Here is a 22,270-nt window from a genome sequence, read left to right as displayed (position 1 = left end):
GCTACTACGCGTGTGACGCTTATAAGACGGTAATACAGGGGATCACCATGCATATTGGCGTACTTGAAGATGATATTGATCAGCAGGCTTTTATTGAGCAGTGTCTACTCACGGCAGGCCATCAGGTTTCTTTATTTACCCGCGCCAACGAGCTGCGTCGCGCGACCCAGCAACGATCATTTGATTTTTTGATTATCGACTGGTGGTTGCCCGACAGTGACGGCATGGATGTGGTTGCCCACCTGCGCCAACATGACAGCTGGCGCGGGCCAATCCTGTTTATTACCGCTAGCCAGGGTGAAGACGACGTCGTTAAAGCGCTCGAACAGGGTGCCGACGATTTCCTTGCGAAACCCCTGCGCCCCAGTGAGCTTATTGCCAGAGTAAGCGCACTAGGTAGACGGTCTGGATATGCCACACCTCGCCCAGCACCCGCCTGTCCCGACACCTTTACTCTGCACACCGAAGAGCACTACATCAGTGTTGCGGGCAACGCCGTTGATTTAACCGAGCGTGAGTATCGATTAGCGGCGCTCTTCTTCTCAAAAATCGGTGAACTGATTACCCGTGCGCATTTATTAGAGTTGGTATGGGGTATCAAAGGGGACGTTTCAACGCGAACCGTAGATACCCATGTAAGCCGCCTACGTCGTAAGTTGGAGTTGGATGGACGGCACGGCCTGCGTCTGCGCAGCGTTTACCAGTCGGGGTATCGCATGGAGACCTGCCAAACCACCTCTATAGCACATGTCGCTAACTAGATGGCATCTAGACTTGACGCTCATATAAGCATCGGTTAAAAGATAAAAGCTGCCTTTAAAAGGAAGCTTGGTTTTATTAACCAGAATTTGATTAACGTAATTTTCTTAACGTAATAATTCTCAGAGACCTCATCATGCGCCGGCAAATCCCCGCGACACGAATGAATAAGCTGCATCGCATTATTAATAATGCGGTATCAGCTTGTTGTTGTCGCGCGCCAGAGATGTAATGAGAAAACTGGCCGCGGCAGGTGTCGCGGCCATGTTGTTTTATCGTTACCTTTGAGACTCCCTGATCGCGATGTTGCCCGGCCTCCTAACCCAGGAGACCGCCCCATGGCAATCGCAACAATGACCCGCAAACTACTCAGCGCTTTCACTCACTATCGTAACCAGCGGCGCTTTTACGAAGATCCGCGCTTTCATGACCCGCACCTGTTGAAAGATATTGGCCTACGCTGGGAGCAGGGCCAGCTAGTATCCATTCACGGCGTAGAGGAGCCAAGCCAGCGCAACCAGCGCCTTCAGGCTGAAACCCGCGACGCCTACGAGAAATGTCCCCACTGCGGGAGTAGTTTGGCGTAGCCGACGCCCCGGTCACAGGAAGTGGCCGGGGCGTTTTCAGTTGCGTGCCATGCCTGGCGCACAATAAAAAAAGCCGATCCATTGGATCGGCCAAACTGATGGGAGTCTGCACAATATGGGGGATACTGCGCAGAGATGCCTGGGGAAGGCATCGCCAAAACGCCGAGTTAGGCAGCTTGGCGATGCCCTCCCAGGGAGTTACGTCCTTTACGGGAGTAGCTGCCTTTACCTTTTTTCGGGGTTTGCTGCTGCATTTTAAACATCGGCGTTCGCAGCTGCGCTTTTAACGCGTTATCTTTGATCTTGCGCTGTTTCATCATCTTCTCCGTTTACTTAAAGATGCCTGCCTGGGCAGGCATCCACTACGACAAAAACTGTTCATTGAAGTTCATCGGTTGTCGTTTCAAGCGCCTCTTATTGACTCCCTTACTCATCCCAAGCGGGTGCAAAGTCAGGGCTGGCAATACGCTCTTTACGATCTAACTGGGCGATTTCCGCCATTTCACTGTCGCTTAGCACCAAATCAAAGGCGGCCATATTGCTTTGGATATTATGCGCCTTGGTCGATGAAGGTATGGTAATCATATTGCGCTGTTTGACCCAAGCAAGGGCAACTTGTGCGGGCGTGACGTTATGTGCGTCGGCAATCTGCTTAAGGGTCGGGTCGTCCATAACCTTGCCCACAGCTAACGGCATAAAGGCGGTGACCTGGATTCCCTGCTGCTCGCAGTGATCCGCTAGCTTACGGTTCTGTAAAAAGGGATGAACTTCAATCTGGTTGGTAAGAATCTCACCTTTGCCTAGAATGCTAACCGCTTCGTCCACCTGGGCGATGGTAAAGTTGGAAATACCAATATTGCGCGCCTTACCCTCGGCTTTGACCTCTTTCAGCGCCATTAGGTAATCGACCATTGGTACTTCATCCTCTGGGGAGGGCCAGTGGATCAGCAGCAGGTCAACGTAATCGGTGCCTAATTTTTGCAGGCTTTCGTCCACGCTGGCTTTGAGTGTTGTAGGTTCAAGGTTGTCGAACCACACCTTGGTGGTTAGGAAAATATCGCTGCGTGGCACGCTGCTGTCGCGAATCGCCTCCCCTACCTCTTTTTCATTGCCATAAAACTGTGCTGTGTCGATGTGCCGGTAACCGGCCTCAAGCGCTGCGTGGATACTTTGCTTAAGCGTATCGCCTTCCAGGCGAAAGGTGCCGAAGCCGGGGTTAGGCATTACATTCTGCATCATTAACATCCTTTTCTATTGATAGCGTGTTAACTAACATGGGGCGGTCAATGCCCCACTTCAACCCCCTTCTTTATTATCTCTTGATCGGCCTCGGTGCTATCAACGCACTAGCAGGAAGATAACCACTAGCGTCAGGATCAGCGACACGCCCTGCCAAAACAGCACCGGGTCACGCTCCAGCAGCGGTAACTGCGCGCGTTTAAGCATTTCTTGGCTTGGCGAGCGCAGCTCGAAAATAAACTCCGAAAGGGCCGGAAAACGTTTGTGAGGATTGGGATGAAGGGCCTTTTTGAGCACCTCATCTACCCAGGCAGGCAGTTCACGGTTCTCGCTAAGCGCCGATTGGTAGGCAAGCTTATGCTGCGCTGCCCGAGTGCGGGTTTTGGCCACCTCGGTGCCATAGGGCAGCGTGCCGGTTAGCATCTGATAGGTAATCACTGCCAGGGAGTACTGATCCGAACGGGGCGTGCCACCTTCACCCAGAAAATACTCCGGCGCGGTGTACTGGGCGGTGCCTAGAATATCGTCGCTAGCCGCATTAACCTCTTCGGCAATGCCCGCCACCTTGGCAGCGCCGAAATCAATCAGCTTTACCGTGCCGTGGCTATCGATCATGACGTTGTCGGGGCGCAAATCCTGATGGAGCATTTCCAGGCGATGAAAGGCGCGCAGCCCCTTGGCGATCTGCTCGACGATGGGGCGTACGCTGGCCAATTCAGCTTGAGGATGGTCGCGCATCCACAGGGTGAGGGTTTGCCCTTCGATATACGCCAATACGGTGTAAAGGGAGTGGCGGGGGCGTGCTTGGGCGGGGGCGTTGAGCACGTGCTGATTAGCGATACGCCGGGCAATCCACTCTTCGCGCACGAACCGTTCAATGCTTGCAGGGTCTTGGCTTAGCTCAGTCGAAAGCGTTTTCAGCGCGACTTTTTCGCCACTCTCTATCTCTTCCGCCAAGTAGACATGGCTACGACTACTGGCATGCAGTTGACGCACAATGCGGTAGCCGTCCAGCTCGCTTCCTGGGCGCAGTTCAGAAGGTGACGGCAGTGTACTCAGCGCCGCGTAGAGCTCATTAGCGTGGTGCTCAGGCAGCGAATCAATGCGCACAATTTGCACGGTGAGGTTATCGTCGCTGCCATTATCGATAGCGGCAGAGATTAGCGCCTCAGCCGCCGCATCGAGATCGCCCCAATGGGCGTGAATGAGTGCAGCCATTTCAGCGCCGGTCAGCCACTCATACACACCGTCGGTAGTAAGTACAAACACGTCGCCGACACTCAGCGGTACCGAGGAATAATCCAGCTCCAGGTGCTGGCTGGCCCCCATGGCGCGGCTTAAATGACTGACTTCCCGGGAGGCCCAGAAACGATGATCCTCAGTCAGAGGCTCCAGCGTGTTGCCAGAGAGCTGATAGATACGGCTATCACCTACGTGAAACAGATGGGCGGTGGTGGACTTAATCACCAGCGCGCTCAGGGTACACACATAGCCACGATCCAGGTTGTAGCGGTACTGGCTCTGCCGTGTTTGGGCATAAAGCCAGGCATTGGTGGCCTGCAGTACCCGCTGGGCCGAGGTTTTAACCGCCCAAGTGGCTGGGGTGGCGTAGTAGTCTGTTAAAAACCCGCCTACTGCCGCTTCGCTCGCTTCCCGGCTCACTTCGCTACTGCTGATCCCATCGGCTAGCGCAACCGCAATGCCTTTGGTGGCACGCAGGGGTTCACTGGGCAGATAAGCGCCATAAAAATCCTGATTGCTTGGTTTGCGCCCTTTATCAGAGTGCTGGCCGAGCGAAATGGTCAGCGCTGCCATTATGCTTCCCCTAAAAAAAGCCCCCGCCGGAGCGAAGGCTTGGTGAATGACAAACTGCTGCCTATCAAATCATAGGGCTTTTTGCGGCGCGGTACGCACGTGAGTGGTGTAGAGCGTGAGACCCGTTAACGCCAAACCACCGATCAAGTTACCCAGCACTACCGGAATTTCGTTCCAGATCAGGTAATCCATGATCGAGAAGTTACCGCCCATCATCAGCCCGGAGGGGAACAAGAACATGTTGACCACCGAGTGCTCAAAGCCCATGCCGAAGAACAGCATAATCGGCATCCACATGGCAATCACCTTACCGCTCACCGTGGTGGAGATCATCGCGCCTACAACCCCCAGCGATACCATCCAGTTGCACAGTACGCCGCGAATAAAAATCGTCGCCATGCCGCCGGCCCCATACTCTTTGTAACCCACGGTGCGCCCTTCACCTACTTCACCAATCACCCGCCCCACTTCGCTGGGTTCGGTGCTAAAGCCGTAGGTAAACACAATCGCCATGAGAAAGGCGACCGTTAATGCCCCACCAAAATTACCGATAAACACAATGCCCCAGTGCTTGAGAATACGATTAATCGTCACCCCAGGCCGCTTATCCAGCCACGCCAGCGGGGTTAACACAAACACCCCGGTCAACAGATCAAACCCCATTAGATAGAGTATCGAAAAGCCCACGGGAAACAGAATAGCGCCGACAATCGGGTAGCCAGTTTGCACCGCCACGGTCACCGCAAACACCGCCGCAATGGCTAAAATGGCTCCCGCCATAAAGGCGCGAATCAGCGCATCGCGGGTAGACATATGCAGCTTGGCTTCGCCAGCATCGACCATCTTGGTGGCAAATTCGGCAGGCAATAAGTAGGACATAAAGAGCGTTTCCTTTGTTGTGGATCTCAAGGGACAGCAGGGTCAGAAGCGTAAAACGCGCACCGCAAACACTGCCGTTAAGGCGTGGTGTGCTGTGCAGAGCAAACATGGGTGGCTAGGGTAGCGGGCGTTGTGACAACTCTTTGCACCACGCTGCCCACCACAATCAAGCAGGGAGATGGCAAGGGGGTTGCGGCGAGTTTTTCAGGCATATCCGCCAGTGAACCCACCAGTGACTGCTGCTCTGGCTGGCTGGCATTAGCCACCAGCATGATCGGCCACTCATCCGGCAGACCCGCTTCGCGCAGGCCGTGGCAAATCGCACGCACTTTGGAAAGCCCCATATAAAACACCAGGGTTTCATCCTTACGCGCCAGCGATGCCCAATCCGGCGTACCGTCTTCGCGGCAGAGCTGGGCAGTCACAAAGCGCAGCTGCTGCGCATGGCCGCGATCGGTGAGGGGAATGCCCATACAGGCAGCGGCGGCAGAGGCCGCGGTAATCCCCGGCACTATGGCCGCGGGCACCTGGGCGGCAGCCAGGGCATCCAGCTCCTCGCCCATCCGCGCAAACACCGCTGGGTCGCCGCCCTTCAGGCGCACTACCGACTTACCTTCCCGGGCGAGTTTGACCATCAGCTCGCCGATCTCAGCTTGCGGTACGCTGTGATGGCCGCGGGCTTTCCCCACGTAGTAGCGCTCGCTGCCGCTAGGAATCAGCGCCAGCACGTCATCACCTACCAAGCGGTCATACACCACGGCGTCCGCCTGCATAAGTAGGCGTGCAGCCTTGAGGGTTAACAGCTCCGCGTCGCCGCTGCCTGCACCAACCAGGTAGACCTGCCCGGCACGGCACTCGCCACGTAGTGGCAAACGTATGTCGGAAACGTGCGGAACCAACGGCGTAAGCGCGCGGTGTGAAAACCGCATAAAGGCGTTAAACCACTTCAGTAGCAAGGGGTTGCTTAGTGCGGGCATTGGGCCGCTCCTCTTCAATCAGTGATTTCAATTCGGGAATACAGCTACCGCACTGGGTGCCGCAGGCGAGCCTGGCCCCCAACGCTTCTACGCTGGTGTCGCCCTCTCGGATAGCATGGACGATGGTGGCTTGGCCCACTTGGTGGCAACTGCATACCACCGGGCCGGTATCCGCGGCGCCGTCGTCACAGCCGGCTAATAGTCGGCGGCGGTGGGTATCGCTCAGCACCGTCTCGTTAAAACGCGCTTCCAGCCACGCCAGCCCCGGTAACTCGTTGGGCGGGCCGACCATCAGCCACCAGCGCAACTGACCGTTTTCCACACAGGCGGCGCGCAGGCGTCCGTTAGAGGGGTCTTGGCTGACGACCGATACGTCACCAGGCAGCCAGGTTCTCAACTGCGCCAGCCAGTCATTAACCGGCTGCGTATGGGCGAGCTGCCAACGCTGGCAGCCACGCATGGGAATACGTGTCCAGTAGGCGCTGCTGCACCAGGGTGTTGGCTCCGTTCCCCCTTCGGCAACCAGCAGAGTAGCCTGCCAATCAGTAGCCAGAGGCGCCAGCGCCACGGCGCCGTGCTTCGATTCCGGCTGACCGGAGAGCGGATCGATAATGCTGTCGATCAGCGCGCTGCTTCTGGCCTGCTGGGTGAAGCAGTCCGTCCAGTGGATGGGCACGAAGACCTCACCGCGGCGCTGGGCGTGGGAGACCCGTACCCGAGCACGAAATTCGCCCTTCGCGGCGGTTAGCACCGCTAACCCCTGATCGGTGACACCGACGCTATGGGCATCATCCGGGTGCACATCCATAAAGGGTTCGGCGCGGTGATTCATTAGGCGCGGCGAGCGCGCGGTGCGGGTCATGGTGTGCCACTGATCGCGTATTCGGCCGGTATTCAACCGTAGCGGGTAGGCGGCACTCAGCGACTGCTCAGGCCCTTGGGGATGGATCGCCAGCAGCTTGGCGCGACCATTCTCTGTGGCAAATTCGCCATCCTCAAACAGCCGTGCCGTACCATGGGGGGCGGCCTTTGTGACCGGCCATTGAATGGGCGCCAAGGCGTCGTAGCCATCCCGGCCCAGGCCCACCAATCCCGAAATATCAAACAGCCGTTTTGGGCTGCCGGTCGCACCGTTATTTTCAAACCCCGAGAGCCTTGCGTGCTCGTCGAAAATCTCCCAAGGGTGGGTGTAGTTAAATGCCTCGGCAAAGCCCAATCGTTTTGCCACCTCACATATTATCCACCAGTCGTGGCGAGCTTCACCCGGCGGTGGCAACATGCCCCTCTGACGGGAGATACGCCGCTCGGAGTTGGTCACGGTGCCCTCTTTTTCCGACCACCCCGAGGCGGGCAGCACAATATCGGCGTAGGGCAGCAGATCGGTATGGGCAGCGCACTCGGAAACGATCACCAGCGGGCACTTCTCCAGCGCGGTGCGCACCCGTGCGGCATCAGGCAGGCTGATGGCTGGATTGGTGGCCATCACCCAGAGCGCTTTTATTTCGCCTTGCTCAATGGCTTCAAACAGCTCCACGGCTTTATAGCCTGGCCCTTCCGGCAGGGTCGGCGTCAGGCTGTCGGTAGACCAGAAGCGGCTGACCAGATCAAGAGCGCCAGGGGTGTGGTAATCCATATGCGCCGCCAACTGGTTGGCCAGCCCACCCACTTCTCGGCCACCCATGGCGTTGGGCTGTCCGGTAATCGAGAACGGCCCCGCCCCCGGCAAGCCGATTTTGCCGCCCGCCAGGTGGCAGTTAATAATCGCATTGCATTTATCAGTACCGCTGGCGGATTGATTAACGCCCTGAGAGTAGAGCGTGACCACATGCAGTTGGCTAGCGAACCAGTAGTAGAAGGTTTCCAGTCGCTCGGCGTCGACATCACAGGCAGCCGCTACCTCCGCCACTGAGCCCGCGGTTTGCTGCGCGGCTTCCAGGGCCTCGTCGAAGCCTTCGGTGTGGCGTTCGAGGTAGAGGGTATCGAGCTTGCGGCGCTTCGCCATCCACGCCAATAGTCCGTTAAACAGGTAAGCATCGCTGCCCGGCTTAATTCCCAGGTAGAGGTCGGCGATTTCACAGCTGTCGGTCACGCGAGGGTCGATCACTACCAAGCGCATCAGCGGATTGCGCTCTTTAGCCACTTTAATACGCTGATAGAGTACCGGGTGATTCCAGGCCAGGTTGGAACCCACCAGTACGATCAGCTCCGCCTCTTCCAAATCCTCGTAGTTACACGGCACCGCATCGGCACCGAAGGCGCGCTTGTAGCCCACCACCGCCGAGGCCATACAGAGCCGCGAGTTGGTATCAAGATGGGGTGTGCCCAAAAAGCCCTTAAACAGCTTATTGGCCACGTAGTAATCTTCAGTCAGCAGCTGACCAGAAAGGTAGGCTGCAACTGTTTGATTGCCATATTCAGTGCGCAGGACATTTAAGCGTTCGGCGGTGGTGCTCAAGGCGGCATCCCAGGAGACCTCAAAACCATCGACCCGAGGATGGGTCAGGCGGCCCTGCTCGCCCAGGGTTTCATGTAGTGCAGACCCTTTGACACATAGCCGCCCGAAGTTCGCCGGGTGCTCGCGGTCGCCCTCGACAGCGCTCAGCGTGCCCGCTTCAACGGTCGCCGTCACGCCACAGCCGACCCCGCAGTAGGGGCATGTGGTTTTGGCCTGAGTCATAGCTACTCCTCGGGTTGCTCATTAGCGCCAGGCATAAAAAAACGTCCAGTCCCGTTCTCTAATACGCTCTATCAACGTATTAAGAGAAGAGGGCTGGACGTCGTTGCCACAGCGCACCTTCATCGGTGCCTTACTCTTTACAATAGTCTCTTCAAACAAATGAAGATTTACTAACAGCTACACATTTTCTAACGGCGAGTTATTTTTCTAACGGCTTTGGAGTTGTTCGCTGCCATCGCCAAGCAATGAGCGCTTATCCCTTGTTAACTCACTTATTGCCCTGACAGCTGCAAGAGCCAAGCCGAAAACCGCACTATTTAAAAATAATTATTTAAAAACAGATGGTTAAAAAACAACGAATCATCACGCGGCACGCTTTTTAGCACTCTACGCACGTTAAATGGCATGTGAGGGTGCACGCTACCGCCCTTTTCGCACCATCGCTGTGCAGCCTATGCGCAGAGCCGTGCCGCCAGTAATCCAACCACCAAACCTAAGCAACTGAAATAATTATATAAAAGATGGTTAATGGCCAGTTGGCTAGTTCCTTGCTTATTACGGAGTAAGATTTTTAATCAGCTGACAGCCAATGGCGGTTGTCGCGCGTTTAAAAAACGCTATCGGGCAACGACGCCCCTGTTACGCACACTTTTGCAATGCTTTGCAAAGGGATGCGAGACAGGGGCGTTTTTTGTTTGGTGCTCAAGCAGCCGCAAAGACACAGAGGAGCCCCCCATGGAAACCACTTCCCGGTGCTCGCCCAACGACCATCAAAACGACCATCTGGTGATCATTGGCAATGGTATGGCAAGCCACCGCCTAATCGAGGCTTTGGTAAAACAGCCCACACGCCCCCAGCGCATCACGGTGATTGGCGCAGAGCCGAGCCCTGCCTACAACCGTATTCTGCTTTCACCACTGCTGGCCGGTGAAATGCAGCAGGATGCACTTATGCTGCGCGACACCGCGTGGTACGCCGAACAGGGCGTCAACCTGATACTGGGTGAAAAGGTCGAGACGCTTGATCGCGCAAGCCAAACGTTGTCCACCGATAGCGGCCAATCGTTTGATTACGATCATTTGGTCATCGCCACCGGATCACGCCCAGCGCTGCCCGATGTTCCCGGGATTGAACTTGAGGGCGTACACGGCTTTCGCGACCTGCAAGATGCCGAAGCACTTGAGGGCATTGCTCAGCGCGGCGGCGACGCTGTCGTGATTGGTGGCGGCCTACTCGGTCTTGAAGCGGCTGAAGGGCTGCGTAAGCGTGGCAACGGTAACAACGTTAGCGTGCTTCAGCGCAGCGAGCGGTTGATGAACCGCCAGTTGGATACCACCGCCGCGCACCTGCTTAAAGACACCCTCTCTCAGCGCGGTTTACAGATCATCACGGGCGCCCAGCTAGCGCGGCTAGAGAGTGACGGCCAGGGCCGGGTCGCCAAGGTGCATCTTGCCGATGGCCGCCAGTTGAACGCCTCCAGCGTGATCGTTGCCGCGGGCATTACCCCTAATGCGGAACTTGGCCGCCAGGCAGGTCTGCGCACAGATCGAGCTATTGTGGTGGACGAATGGCTCACCACCAGCGACCCGGCGGCCTCAGCGCTGGGCGAGTGCTGCCAGTTCGAGGGCACCACCTACGGCCTGGTGGAACCAATCTGGCGACAGGTAGAGGTGCTCGCCGCGACGCTGTGCGGCACGCATACCCAAGGCTACGCGGATGCCCCGAGCGCCACCAAACTCAAAATCAGTGGTGTAGCGCTCTACGCTTTTGGCCCTACCGAGGCCAGCGCCGAGCATGAAGTGCTGAATTACCACGACCTTGAGCGCGGCGACTACCGCCGCCTGCTACTGCGCGACGGCCAGATTGAAGGCGCGGTGCTTTACGGCGACACCAGCCAAGGCCCCTGGTACTTCGAGCAGGCGCTCGCAGGTACCGATCTCAACGCTTACCGCCAAGCCTTGTTGTTTGGTGGTGCTGATGTCGAGGTGCTACGCGAAGCATCTCAACACAGCCCTGATTCTTCTGAACACTTTTCAAAACAATCTTCTTCAAAACACTCTTCTCATTCAACGTCGGAGGCGGCTTAAATGTCTACCCAACAGCAGCTTATTATTATTGGTAACGGCATGGTCGGCCACCACCTGGTCGAGCAGCTCGTCGATAATGGCGCCCTTGAGCGCTTTCAGGTCACCGTGTTTGGCGAAGAGCGCCACCGCGCCTATGACCGGGTACACCTATCTGAATACTTCAGCGGTCGCAATGCCGATTCGCTCGCCCTTTGCGAGGCGGATTACTACGCCACCAGCGGTGTTGAACTGCGCACAAGCGAAGCTGTGATTGAGATCGACCGCGACCAGCAAGAAGTCATCACCGACCAAGGGCGATACCCCTACGACCGCCTGGTGCTGGCCACCGGCTCCTTCCCCTTTGTACCGCCGATTCCCGGTAATGACCGAGAAGGTTGTTTGGTGTATCGCACCCTGGACGATCTAGACGATATCCGCGCTGCCGCCGAAAACGCCACCACTGGAGTGGTGGTGGGTGGCGGCCTGCTCGGTTTGGAAGCGGCTAATGCTCTGCGCGGGTTAAACCTGGATACCGCCGTGGTGGAATTCGCCTCGCGCCTAATGCCCATGCAGGTGGATAACGAAGGCGGCGAGCTACTGCGCGAAAAAATCGAAGCGCTGGGCGTACAGGTACTTCTGGAACGGGCCACCCAGCGTATTGAGGATGGCGAAGCCAGCCGCCACCGTATGGTCTTCCAAGACGACAAGGTGCTGGAAACCGACCTGATTGTGTTCTCGGCAGGCATCCGCCCCCGCGACCAGTTGGCCCGGGACTGCGGCTTAGAGATTGGCGAGCGCGGCGGCGTGGTGGTGGATAACCAGTGCCTGACCAGCGACCCGGCCATTCTCGCCATTGGCGAAGTGGCACTGTGGAACCAGAGTATTTTTGGCTTGGTGGCCCCCGGTTACCAGATGGCCAAAGCGGCGTTATCAACCCTGATCGGCGGTGACACCCAGTTTGGCGGCGCCGACATGAGCACCAAGCTTAAGCTAATGGGGGTTGACGTAGGCTCGATTGGTGATGCCCACGGTAATCAGAACCCCGGCGCGCGGATGTTCCGCTACCTGGATCCCATCAAGCAGGAGTATCGCAAGCTGGTGGTTTCCAGCGATGGTAAAAAGCTGCTCGGTGCCATGCTGGTGGGCGACAACGGCGTCTATGACACGCTGCTACAGTACTACTCAAACCGTATTGAGCTCCCCGATGAACCCGCTTCGCTGATCCTGCCCCAAAGCAGCGGCGCAGCCCCCACCCTCGGCCCTGGAGCGCTACCGGAAACTGCCACTATCTGCTCCTGCCATAACGTCTCCAAGGGCGATATTTGCGCCACTATTGACGATGGCGCGGTGGATCTAGGCGGTGTCAAAGCGGCCACCAAAGCCAGCACCGGCTGCGGTGGCTGTACCGCGCTGCTTAAAAGCGTGGTGGATCATGAGCTGGAAGCCCGCGGCGTGGAAGTGGATAAATCGATTTGTGAGCACTTTGCCCATACCCGCCAGGAGCTTTACGACATTGTGCGCGTTGAAGGCATTAAAACCTTTAGCGAACTGATCGCAAAACACGGCAATGCCGACACTCACCACTTGGGTTGTGATATCTGCAAACCCGCCGTGGCATCCATTCTGGCCTCCTGCTTTAACGAGCCGATCACCGACGCGGCGCATATCCCCTTGCAGGATACCAACGACACCTTTATGGCCAATATGCAGAAGAACGGCACCTACTCAGTAGTGCCGCGTGTTGCCGGTGGCGAGATCACCCCGGACAAACTCATCGTGCTGGGTGAAGTGGCCAAAAAATACAGTCTCTACTCCAAAGTCACCGGCGGCCAGCGTATCGACCTGTTCGGCGCCCGCCTGGAAGACCTGCCAGATATCTGGGGCGAATTGATTGCTGCAGGTTTCGAGACCGGCCACGCCTACGGTAAATCGCTGCGCACGGTGAAATCCTGCGTGGGCAGCACCTGGTGCCGCTACGGCGTGCAGGACAGCGTCGGCATGGCGATCTGGTTAGAGAACCGCTACAAGGGTCTACGCTCACCGCACAAAATCAAGTTCGGCGTTTCCGGCTGCACCCGCGAGTGCGCCGAAGCCCAGAGCAAGGATATCGGCATTATTGCCACCGAAAACGGCTGGAACCTCTACGTGTGCGGTAACGGCGGCATGCGCCCGCGCCACGCCGAACTGTTTGCCACCGACCTGGACGACGAGCAGCTCTACCGCACCATCGACCGCTTCTTGATGTTCTACGTGCGCACCGCCGACCGCCTGCAGCGCACCTCGGTGTGGCGCGAAAACCTCGATGGCGGCCTGGAGTACCTCAAAGAGGTGATTCTGGAAGATAGCCTAGGCATCAACGACGAACTGGAGCGCCAGATGCAAAGCGTAGTGGATACCTACCAGTGCGAATGGGCCGACGCCATCAGCGACCCAGAGAAGCTCAAGCGCTTCCGCAGCTTCGTCAACGACGACCGCCCGGATCCCTCAATCATTATGACCTCCGAGCGCGGCCAGCTACGCCCTGCTTAAGCGACGATAAGCACTGTCACTGACTGAGACTGAATAAAAACGAGGCACCCCATGACCGCAACGGCACTGAAAAAAGAGATGGATATGGTAGACACCCCTGACAGCGAGGCTTCTGAAAACAACACGGCGTGGCAAAAAGTGTGTACCAAAGATGATCTGGTAGCGTTCTCTGGCATCGCCGCCTGGCTGGAAACCGCCGACGGCTCCGCCCAGGTCGCCATTTTCTACTTGCCTGGGTTGGAAAACGGCAAGGACGGCGCACTCTATGCCCTCGACCACCATGACCCTTTCTCTAACGCCAATGTGATCGCTCGTGGCATTGTCGGCGACCTGAAAGGCGCGCCGGTGGTCGCCTCCCCAATCTACAAGCAGCACTTCCGGCTTGAAGATGGCCAGTGCCTAGAAGATGAGAACGTCAAACTACGTACCTGGAAGATTAAGTTTAAAGGTGATGAGGTGTGGGTAGAGGGTTAGCAACATTGATTAGCTTTGTTAGATCAACAACGTCGCCATTAGGGCGGCGTTGTTGTTAGTAGCTTTTACTCTCGAACGTTATTCATTCAAAAAGCTAATCAGCGCCTGATTAAACTCATCAGGATGGGTAGCATTGAGACCATGGGGCCCGCCCTTGATCACTTGCGTTTGCGCATTGGGCAGTAGCTCCTGGGCCCGTTTACCGCTGACTTCAAAGGGCACGATGCCGTCTGAGTCGCCGTGCAACACCAATGTGGGTATATCGATCTTGGTCAGGTCTTTGCGGAAATCGGTGTAGCTAAAGGCTTTTATACAGTCGTAGGTCGCTTGGGGTGACGCAAAGGCGGCAATATCGCGATGGTACTGGCGATTCGGTTCGCTGACTAAATCGCTGCGCTCGCCTGCGGTAAAGAAGCTCTTGGTAAACTCCTCCAGAAAGGCAAGGCGATCATCTTTTACACCCTCAAGGAACTGATTGATGGTGGCATCATCAAGACCGCCTTCAGGATTATCATCGGCTTTATACAGGTAAGGTGGCACCGCCGCAGCAAAAACGGCTTTATGGACATGCGCCGTGCCGTAACTGGAAAGATAGCGCGCCACTTCCCCGCCGCCCATGGAAAAGCCCACCAGGGTGGCATCGTGAAGATCCAGCGTCTCGATCAGTTTCTTGAGATCTAGCGCTAGCGTGTCATAGTCGTAGCCACCGTCGGCCTGAGTCGATCTGCCAAAGCCTCGGCGGTCATAGGTAATCACCTTATAACCCGCCTCAACCAGCGCTGGCACCTGCTGTTCCCACGAGCGGCCACTCAGCGGCCAGCCATGAATCAGCACAACGGGCTTGCCCGCTCCGCGCACTTCATAATAAAGCTCAACCGGCGTGCCCTTTTGCGTTCCTACGCTCAGCATTGGCATCGTCTCACCCTCCTGTTTGGCTTAACGTGAATCATTAATGTGCCACATAAGGCTAGTACAACCCGTTTGGACTTACCAAAGTAGGCCATTAGTAGCTCTTGATACGTTCAATAGGAGCGCAGGTATTACTGCTAGCCCTCGACTTTCACGATCCCGCGCGCATGAGGGTAAAGAGTCTTTGCGGTTGGGGAGATAGCACGGCTAACTCTGTTAAGGGTGGCTAGCAGCAGCTCTACTTTTGGCAATCATTATTTTTTGGAAGGCATTACCCACTCCCACCATTTCAAAATGTTCTTAACAGAAAAACGTGAGAGTAGCGTCGTTGTTGTAGAGTGCTGAGTCGTTTCAGCATTATCTAGCACTGTTTCACCTTGAGTAACCGCGCAGGTTTTAGGCATTGGCTGCCCACCCTGCTCTGGCGGCAGGCTGATAACTTCATCCTCAATAAACGCTAACCACCACTGCTTTAGGCGGCGCCCAGGCTCACTAGTTAAGGGAAAGGCCTGTTCAACCAACAATAGCTGTGAGGCAGCATGATCATACTCTGCATGATCCAATAAAAGACTGTTTACCATAATAAAAAGCGTATGCCACGCTTGCAATTGGTCTTGTTCGGAGGGGCTCTGTTTCAAGTACTCGATAAATTCACTGAAGAAATTATTACTAAGCGCCATGGGGCTGCCTGCCTTTTCAAGGCGAGCATAATGTTGTCTAATACCGTTTAGTAAATCTTGTTGCCCTCCCCCTCGTTGCATAGCGCTAGGTTCATATTTATCGCTAGCTAACGGTTCAGTCATATACACATGGAGTTCTTGTATCAAATGTGCACTATCCAATGCATCAGGTGCACCCGAGGCTACTTCTAGCGCTAGATTAACCAAGCGTTCGTTCAGATCTCTGGTAACAAGGCGAATTGATGAACTAAAATTTGCAGAGCACTCTGAAATAAGCCACATTAAATGTTCATGGGGAACAAAACGACTGCCCGCTCGATTATGAAACACTACTAATGGCTGAGCAATAGACGCCCACTTACGAGCTTTATCTTCAGTGATGGCAACATACTCAAAAAGCTTTTTTTCTGACTCCATGAGCCCATTCGACATTATGTCCTCATAGGACAACCCTCTCTCTAAACCAACCGTTTGATAAATTTCATTAGACATAGACTCAATATCTTCTTCTAATTCCGCTAGCTCTTCAGCAACTTTACTATGATAAACAGCGAACAATAAAGTAGCTATTTCATTACCAACAATATCGATTTTATTATCTTCACTTATCACCAACAAGGCACTACCGAGCATAGAATCAGCATGCTGTTCAAAAGCATTCACTACCGCATGAGCAATGCACTGAGCATGCCATGCTAGAGCATTTTCAAGCTCTGCCAATGACACTTCACTGAATTGACCGGAACGTCGCTGCTGGTTGATACTATCTAATAGAGCAGCCTTATTTAGTTTCTGCCACTCATCTAAAATATCGTTTAACGCATCAGGCATTAACATAATTTCGGTTGTTAAATCTTGAACCGAAAAATTAAGTCTAGCTAATGATGCGCTCAGCGCACCTTTATCAAGCTGCCCTTCAACCAACTGAAGGGCTTGGGTAAAAGCAACACCTGGCAACCACGCCACTTCTGCCTTTAAACGCATACCTGAATCTACTAGAATAGACTCAATCGTGTTAGCCTCCTCGGCGTTTAAGTAGGATTGCTGAACATTATGCCGTAATCGTTGCTTCAAATCCGTGCGGCTATTGCTGGGTGAATAGTTTAAAAGATAGAAAATATTGTCGCGTAGAGAAAATGTGGAAATTTTACTTTCTTGAAGCGCGTTTACTTGCACCTGCATACGACTATTCATAGCATATCCTAAACCAAAAAAGACATAACATTAACATCATAAAAAAACCAGCCGCGCTTGTAACATACAGGCTAACCCTAGACCAAATAAACAGCATGACCATTATCAGGCTTGATTCAGACTGATAGTCAAATCAGGCTGATTATCAACGAGCACCTTCAACAAACCGAAAACTCCAAGACCGACGGGCATATAAAGAATAAAACCAAGTCCGCCAAAGTAGAGAGATACAATTAGACCCCCGATGGTGTAGAGCAGCATAAAGACAACCATCGCCTTCCCGAATCGCTCTCTTTTCTTCATAACACCCGCTAGGCGATCCTTGTCTTCAGTTCCAATCAGCAACTCACCTTCACAATCTGGGCAAGTAGCCTTATTGGCTTTCAAAAGGTCGGCAATCCATGGTGACTCCTCGCAGAAACAAGAGCTGCATGAGGGACACTCGAAATCAATGTTTTCAACTAAGGCTTTCTCTTCTTTTGTGCTGACTTCTTTTTCACTCATTGATGTACTCTCCAATACTGGGTTATTGATGCACTATCGCTGAGCGCGCTGGCTGCTGCACTCCCGGCACTTCAGGCGGAACGTGCTGCTTCCTCGGCATACACCTCGACGAAGATGCGGTGATCGGCCGATTTGGTTGCCGAGCATGGCGCTGTTTAACTTCTTTAGGTTGGGTGTTAAACATTTATCTTGAACTACCGCGCCTAAAGGAAAAAGTGGGCTAAGCCTGCTGGCTAGCGGCGTGTGCCACAAGCCCAAAGCGCGTTACGACATATCTCATTTCAATGATTTTTTCGCCAAGCGTCCTGATCCAGACAGTCGCTGGGCGACAAATCATGAGTACGGCTGGCAAAATCAACGGAGAGGGTAAATTCGCGATGGGTAAAGCGCACCACGGCGGTGTCATTAGCCCCAGGTAGAGCCAGGTTAAATTGCAGGCCCGTATTATCTGACATCGCTCCGCTCCTTGGATCGTCACCTGCTAATAAGAGCGGATTAGGATAGCGATGCCAATGCGAATAGCAACCCTTACAGAGCCATTTCAGGGCAAGTGACAGAGATCTCTTACACGCTTGTAAGATATGGCTTACACATGTAAGAGTTATCTTACAAAATAGGGGTGAAAGATTGCTTTTAGCTAAGCGAGGCTGGCTTGCTCTTCCCCATGATGCCTAGCCTATTGAGCGCTTATAAACCACGCAATCAAGTCTTCGCTCCCCCACCAATGAATACTCAGGCAACGTTTCCGACACTTCGAATCCGGCTTTTTCCAGCATATGCTGGGAAGCGCCGTTTTCCAGCGATACAACTGCAGTGAGAGTATGCAGACGATAAACGCAGCTGGCTTCATTAATCAGGTGTTGCAATGCACGCTGGGCAACCCCCTGCCCGCAGGCTTGCTTTGCGATGCGATAACCTACCTTGCCATGACCGTTGTGCATATCGCGTAAATTGGCACGGCCAATGAGGATGCCTTTATCACGAATAAGTAGCGGTTTCATGCGGCGTTGAGCGTTAAGAGCCAAGCACTCGATAATATGCCGAGTAATACCTTCCAGGGTATAAAAGCGTTCTGACCTCGCCTCAATATATTGCTCAAACCATTCACGCTCTTGCGTTTCAAATACCAACAGATCAGCGGCATCTTCTGGGTTGACGAGTGCGAAGGTCAAGTCGTTAGTGTGGCGCATAAGCATGTCTCTCTCTAGAACGCAAAGCGGGGATGCAAGAGGGTATTTCCATGAGCCTAAGATAAACAAAATACTGACATTGCGACCAATGATGTTGCTATGCTTGCCAGCCCCTTCGCTAAGTATGTACTGGAGCCATAACGTTCATGAAGACTGAATCAAGCACCTTAGCCTTCTCAGCATTTATGGCGCTGTTAATTGGTTGTGCAGGCATCGTGGCCACACTCGCCTCCAACTCCCAAGCGATCCTGCTGGATGGGCTGTTCAATCTGATCTATTTCAGTGTCGCCCTGGTCACGATCAAGGTGAGCAAGTTAGCCAGCCGCCCCGATAGCGAATCCTATCCGTTCGGCTATAGCTACTTTGAGTCGCTGGTGAATCTATGCAAAGGGCTGCTTATTTTAGGCGTGTCTATTTTTGCCTTGGTGGATGCCATTGCCGCCCTACTCACCGGGGGCCGTGAGATCGCAGCGGGCTTGGCGGTGCTGTATGCCCTTTTCGCCACCGCAGCCTGTTCGCTAACTGCCTGGGTGATGCACCGCAGTCAGCGCCATATGAGCAGCCCCTTGGTAGCAGCAGATAAGCTCAACTGGTTAGTCAATAGCGTGATCTCTGCTGCCGTGTTAGCCGCCTTCTGCCTAGTGATGCTGTTTGAGCGCCTAGGCTGGCAGGCGGTTCTGCCCTACGTGGATTCGGTGCTGGTCATTGCGGTGGTGGTGCTCTGCTTGGGTGTACCGGTGCGAATGGCCTCTCAAGCATTGAAGGAGCTGCTCAACAAAACGCCGGAAGAGGCTATCGCGGTGCCCGTTCGCCAAGCCGTGGCGAGTGCCCTGGCGGCTAGCGAGACCCAAGAAGTGCGCGTGCGCATGGTGCGCCCCGGGCGACTGCTCTATGTGATGGTACATGTGGTACTGCCCGATCAATCCGATGTTTCGGTCTCCACCCAGGATTTACTCAGGGCACGCGTCGATGACGAGGTGCGCCGCTACTACTCTCCCGTAGTGTGTGACGTGGTGTTTACTGCCGACACCCGATGGGCAGCCCCCTCCTGTGGTCTATTGGTAGAGAAACAATCCTAGACCCTCTATCCAGATTACCGAGCCTTGCGCAGTAGAACTAGCGTGGCGATCACGCCCACCAGTAGCGCAAGGCCAAACAGCGTTAACGCCAGTGCATGCCCCACGCCATCTATCAGCACCCCGGTAGTGATCACCGGGATACTAAACCCCAGGTAGGCCATCAAAAAATAGCCCGCGCTAGCTTGAGTGGCTTGTTGGCTAGCCGTGGCGTCCGCTATCGCCAACACGCCGCTTAATCCCCCCAGGTAGATAAATCCATAGCAAGCGCTGCTTGCAGCCACCGTGCCCAGCAGCACCGCCACAAGGTTGCCGTGAACAGCACCCCAAGCGATCAACCCATAGGCAATCGGCAAAATCACCAGCCCCAGTTGGGTAGCGCTACGCGGCGCAAGCCTTCTCGCCCAGGGCTGAAAAAGCACCCCACAGCTGCAAATACCGAAGGTGGCGAAGCCGCTCCAGGCGGATAAACCGTGTTGGCTTAACGCCGAAGGCAGAATCGCGATCACCAACCCCACCAACGCCCAGGCCAACAAAATCGCCAACCCATAGGAGAATGCCCCTTGGGGGTAGCTGGGCAAACGCAGCATAGGACTTTTAGTGGCGCTCGGTGCGCGATCCTTAAGCGTGGTAACCACCACCAGCGCCAGCGAAGCAGTGGCTAAATAAATCCACAGGCTGGGTGGCGATACGCTTGGGGTGTGGAAAACAAACAGGCTCGTCACCGCTGCCCCCAGGCCAAAACCAAGCGCGGTACTGGCGGTAACATAGTTAGTCGCCACACGGCTATCCTGCCCACCCAACAGCATCTGCATATAAGCAGGCGCCACCGCGGATGTTAGCCCCGTGCTGATACCCAGCAGCAAGCGGGCAACCCCCAGCGCCAGCAAACCCGGCGCTATCAGGGTCATCGCGGTGGACAAGAGACATAACAGTAGCGCAGTAACGATTAAGGGCTTTCGTCCTACCCGATCGGCCAAGCCATTTAATCCCAGCAACACCGGTATAATGCCCACCACATAGCAGGCGAAAGCGATGCTGGTGGCCCCGACGCCCAAGCCATCCCGCGCTGCCAGCACATCGTAAAGCGGGGCCTGTAAGTTAACCGCCGTGGTAATCGTACATAGCGCAAACGCCAGGCAGGCGGCACTTTTTGTATTGAGCCTTGGAGTAGCAGCGCGGTTCATAGCAAAGTCCTAAATAAACGAGTCGTTGAACCGCTAAGCTCGCACGCTTACCGGGCAGCGGTAAGGTACACTTCACCACCACTTTTCAAACACTGTTCCCCCCTTTTAGCGAACAGTTAAAAACAACAGGGCACGTTATGAAGCTAGAGGTTAATCGCCACTCTGCGACTCCCATCGCTCAGCAGCTCGAAAAGGGGATACGCGCCTGGATTGCAGCCCACGGTGCGGGTGGTGGCCGCCGTTTGCCCTCTATTCGCCGCCTAGCGGCCACCCATAACATTAGCCGCAACGCGGTGATTGAAGCCTACGAACGACTTGTCGCTTCTGGCTTAGTGCGCTCACGACCCAGTTCAGGTTTTTATGTGGCGGATAGCGCAGGCGCATTGGTGTCGCACCCGGTAGGCGCTAACGGCTTGCAAGAGGTCACCAATGGGCTATGGGGGCTTTTCAGTGCCAATGAGCACATGCTAAAACTCGGCTGCGGCTGGCTGCCCAGCGACTGGCGCGAAGGCGACGACCTCACCCACGCCATTCGCCAAGTGGCACGTAAAAGCCGTTCGGGACTTTTCGAGTACAGTACCCCTCAAGGGCCGCAGGATTTACGCGGTTTAATCCAGGAACGCCTGCGCCCACTGGCGATCACTGCGGACGCCCAGCAGGTCGTGATGACCGGTGGCGGCAGTCATTCGCTGGATCTACTGGTGCGTATGCTGCTTGAGCCTGGCGATGTGGTGTTTGTAGAGTCGCCAGGTTATTACAACCTGTTCGGCCTTTTGCACTTACTGCGAATCCGCGTGATTGGCGTGCCGCGATTAGCCGATGGGCCTGATATCGAACAACTGGAAACCTTGTTGGCCCAGCATCGCCCGAAGCTGTTCTACATCAACAGCGTTTTTCAAAATCCTACGGGTAGCACGCTCACTCCGGCAGTGGCGCACCGAGTGTTACAGCTCGCCGAGCTACACGATTTTCAGATTATTGAAGACGATATCTACGCGGATTTTCAGCACACTCCCACTACCCGACTGGCCGCACTAGATGGGTTAAACCGGGTGTTCTATCTGGGCAGCTTCTCGAAAAGCCTCTCCTCTTCACTGCGAGTCGGCTTTATCGCTGCCCCGCCTGAGCAAGTACAGCGCTTGGTAGATATCAAAATGTTGACCAGTATTTCCGCTTCGCGCTTTGCCGAGCAGGTGGTCACTACCCTGCTGCAAAACGGCAGCTACCGGAAACTGACCGAGCGGCTGCGCATCAAGCTCGCCAATCAAATGGCAGTGGCACTAACGATGCTTAAAAATGCCGGTTGGGAGGTGTATACCCAACCGGCTGGGGGGATGTTTGTATGGGCAAAGCCACCCTCAACCATTACGCCCGACGCGCTGGGCAAACTGGCCAAGCGATGGGAAATAACGCTCTCACCGGGGCACTTATTCTTCGCTGACCATCAGCCAACGCCCTGGATTCGACTTAACGTTGCCTATATGCAGGATCCGAGGGCGAAAGCGTTTATTGAAGCTGTGCGTTAAA

General features: G+C 55.0%; 19 protein-coding genes. 7 read left to right on the top strand and 12 right to left on the bottom strand.

Annotation, left to right across the window (positions count from 1 at the left end):
* The first annotated feature begins 47 nt into the window (after positions 1-47).
* Positions 48-761, top strand: a complete 714-nt coding sequence (locus tag ACFIOZ_RS05135) for a response regulator transcription factor (RefSeq protein WP_386082621.1) — start codon at positions 48-50, stop codon at positions 759-761.
* A gap of 336 nt (positions 762-1,097) precedes the next feature.
* Positions 1,098-1,346, top strand: a complete 249-nt coding sequence (locus ACFIOZ_RS05130) for a hypothetical protein (RefSeq protein ID WP_088700880.1) — start codon at positions 1,098-1,100, stop codon at positions 1,344-1,346.
* A 167-nt stretch (positions 1,347-1,513) separates the two neighbouring features.
* Here ACFIOZ_RS05130 and arfA read toward each other — a convergent pair whose 3' ends face one another.
* From arfA to ACFIOZ_RS05100, 6 genes are all read right to left on the bottom strand, one after another.
* Positions 1,514-1,663 (bottom strand): alternative ribosome rescue factor ArfA, encoded by a 150-nt coding sequence (arfA, locus tag ACFIOZ_RS05125; protein WP_008957724.1) that lies wholly within the window; start codon positions 1,661-1,663, stop codon positions 1,514-1,516.
* Positions 1,664-1,772: 109 nt separating this feature from the next.
* Positions 1,773-2,591, bottom strand: coding sequence for a 2,5-didehydrogluconate reductase DkgB (dkgB, locus tag ACFIOZ_RS05120; protein ID WP_386082620.1), 819 nt, complete (start codon positions 2,589-2,591; stop codon positions 1,773-1,775).
* Positions 2,592-2,684: 93 nt separating this feature from the next.
* Positions 2,685-4,400, bottom strand: a complete 1,716-nt coding sequence (locus ACFIOZ_RS05115; protein ID WP_386082619.1) for a protein kinase domain-containing protein — start codon at positions 4,398-4,400, stop codon at positions 2,685-2,687.
* Between the two features lie 69 nt (positions 4,401-4,469).
* Positions 4,470-5,279 (bottom strand): formate/nitrite transporter family protein, encoded by an 810-nt coding sequence (locus tag ACFIOZ_RS05110; RefSeq protein ID WP_386082618.1) that lies wholly within the window; start codon positions 5,277-5,279, stop codon positions 4,470-4,472.
* Between the two features lie 77 nt (positions 5,280-5,356).
* Positions 5,357-6,256 carry a uroporphyrinogen-III C-methyltransferase gene (cobA, locus tag ACFIOZ_RS05105; protein ID WP_386082617.1) on the bottom strand — a complete coding sequence of 300 codons (900 nt, stop codon included), beginning with the start codon at positions 6,254-6,256 and terminating at the stop codon, positions 5,357-5,359.
* Positions 6,216-8,933: a molybdopterin-dependent oxidoreductase gene (locus ACFIOZ_RS05100; protein WP_386082616.1), complete on the bottom strand. Its 2,718-nt coding sequence runs from the start codon at positions 8,931-8,933 to the stop codon at positions 6,216-6,218. Before ACFIOZ_RS05100 ends, cobA begins: the two co-directional genes overlap by 41 nt.
* Positions 8,934-9,668: 735 nt before the next feature.
* On the opposite strand from ACFIOZ_RS05100, the gene ACFIOZ_RS05095 reads away from it, so the two are divergent.
* Genes ACFIOZ_RS05095 through nirD form a run of 3 tightly spaced genes read left to right on the top strand, consistent with a single transcriptional unit; the run spans position 9,669 to position 14,003 of the window.
* Positions 9,669-11,021 carry an NAD(P)/FAD-dependent oxidoreductase gene (locus tag ACFIOZ_RS05095; RefSeq protein ID WP_386082615.1) on the top strand — a complete coding sequence of 451 codons (1,353 nt, stop codon included), beginning with the start codon at positions 9,669-9,671 and terminating at the stop codon, positions 11,019-11,021.
* Positions 11,022-13,529, top strand: a complete 2,508-nt coding sequence (gene nirB, locus ACFIOZ_RS05090; RefSeq protein WP_386082614.1) for a nitrite reductase large subunit NirB — start codon at positions 11,022-11,024, stop codon at positions 13,527-13,529.
* Positions 13,530-13,580: 51 nt separating this feature from the next.
* Positions 13,581-14,003 carry a nitrite reductase small subunit NirD gene (gene nirD, locus ACFIOZ_RS05085; RefSeq protein ID WP_386082613.1) on the top strand — a complete coding sequence of 141 codons (423 nt, stop codon included), beginning with the start codon at positions 13,581-13,583 and terminating at the stop codon, positions 14,001-14,003.
* Between the two features lie 78 nt (positions 14,004-14,081).
* Here nirD and ACFIOZ_RS05080 read toward each other — a convergent pair whose 3' ends face one another.
* The 5 genes from ACFIOZ_RS05080 to ACFIOZ_RS05060 form a co-directional block, all read right to left on the bottom strand.
* Complete coding sequence (locus ACFIOZ_RS05080) at positions 14,082-14,918, bottom strand: alpha/beta fold hydrolase (protein ID WP_386082612.1); 837 nt, start codon at positions 14,916-14,918, stop codon at positions 14,082-14,084.
* Between the two features lie 248 nt (positions 14,919-15,166).
* Positions 15,167-16,786: a hypothetical protein gene (locus ACFIOZ_RS05075; protein ID WP_386082611.1), complete on the bottom strand. Its 1,620-nt coding sequence runs from the start codon at positions 16,784-16,786 to the stop codon at positions 15,167-15,169.
* Positions 16,787-16,891: 105 nt separating this feature from the next.
* Positions 16,892-17,290: a hypothetical protein gene (locus tag ACFIOZ_RS05070; RefSeq protein ID WP_386082610.1), complete on the bottom strand. Its 399-nt coding sequence runs from the start codon at positions 17,288-17,290 to the stop codon at positions 16,892-16,894.
* 281 nt (positions 17,291-17,571) lie between these two features.
* Entirely contained in the window at positions 17,572-17,745 is a 174-nt protein-coding gene (locus tag ACFIOZ_RS05065) for a hypothetical protein (protein ID WP_386082609.1), read from the bottom strand.
* 216 nt (positions 17,746-17,961) lie between these two features.
* Positions 17,962-18,480: a GNAT family N-acetyltransferase gene (locus tag ACFIOZ_RS05060; RefSeq protein ID WP_386082608.1), complete on the bottom strand. Its 519-nt coding sequence runs from the start codon at positions 18,478-18,480 to the stop codon at positions 17,962-17,964.
* 146 nt (positions 18,481-18,626) lie between these two features.
* Between ACFIOZ_RS05060 and ACFIOZ_RS05055 the strand changes: the two genes are divergently transcribed.
* The gene (locus tag ACFIOZ_RS05055; RefSeq protein ID WP_386082607.1) at positions 18,627-19,559 is read left to right on the top strand and encodes a cation diffusion facilitator family transporter; all 933 of its coding nucleotides are present in this window, start codon (positions 18,627-18,629) and stop codon (positions 19,557-19,559) included.
* Positions 19,560-19,573: 14 nt separating this feature from the next.
* On the opposite strand, the gene ACFIOZ_RS05050 is transcribed toward ACFIOZ_RS05055, so the two are convergent.
* The gene (locus ACFIOZ_RS05050) at positions 19,574-20,743 is read right to left on the bottom strand and encodes an MFS transporter (RefSeq protein WP_386082606.1); all 1,170 of its coding nucleotides are present in this window, start codon (positions 20,741-20,743) and stop codon (positions 19,574-19,576) included.
* Positions 20,744-20,880: 137 nt separating this feature from the next.
* Here ACFIOZ_RS05050 and ACFIOZ_RS05045 point away from each other — a divergent pair, with 137 nt between their 5' ends.
* Positions 20,881-22,269, top strand: coding sequence for a PLP-dependent aminotransferase family protein (locus ACFIOZ_RS05045; protein ID WP_386082605.1), 1,389 nt, complete (start codon positions 20,881-20,883; stop codon positions 22,267-22,269).
* The last annotated feature ends 1 nt before the right edge of the window (position 22,270 follow it).

Origin of the sequence: Vreelandella sp. F11 (assembly GCF_042466685.1) — a bacterium.
GTDB lineage: Bacteria > Pseudomonadota > Gammaproteobacteria > Pseudomonadales > Halomonadaceae > Vreelandella.
This window is presented reverse-complemented; position numbering and strand designations above follow the sequence as displayed.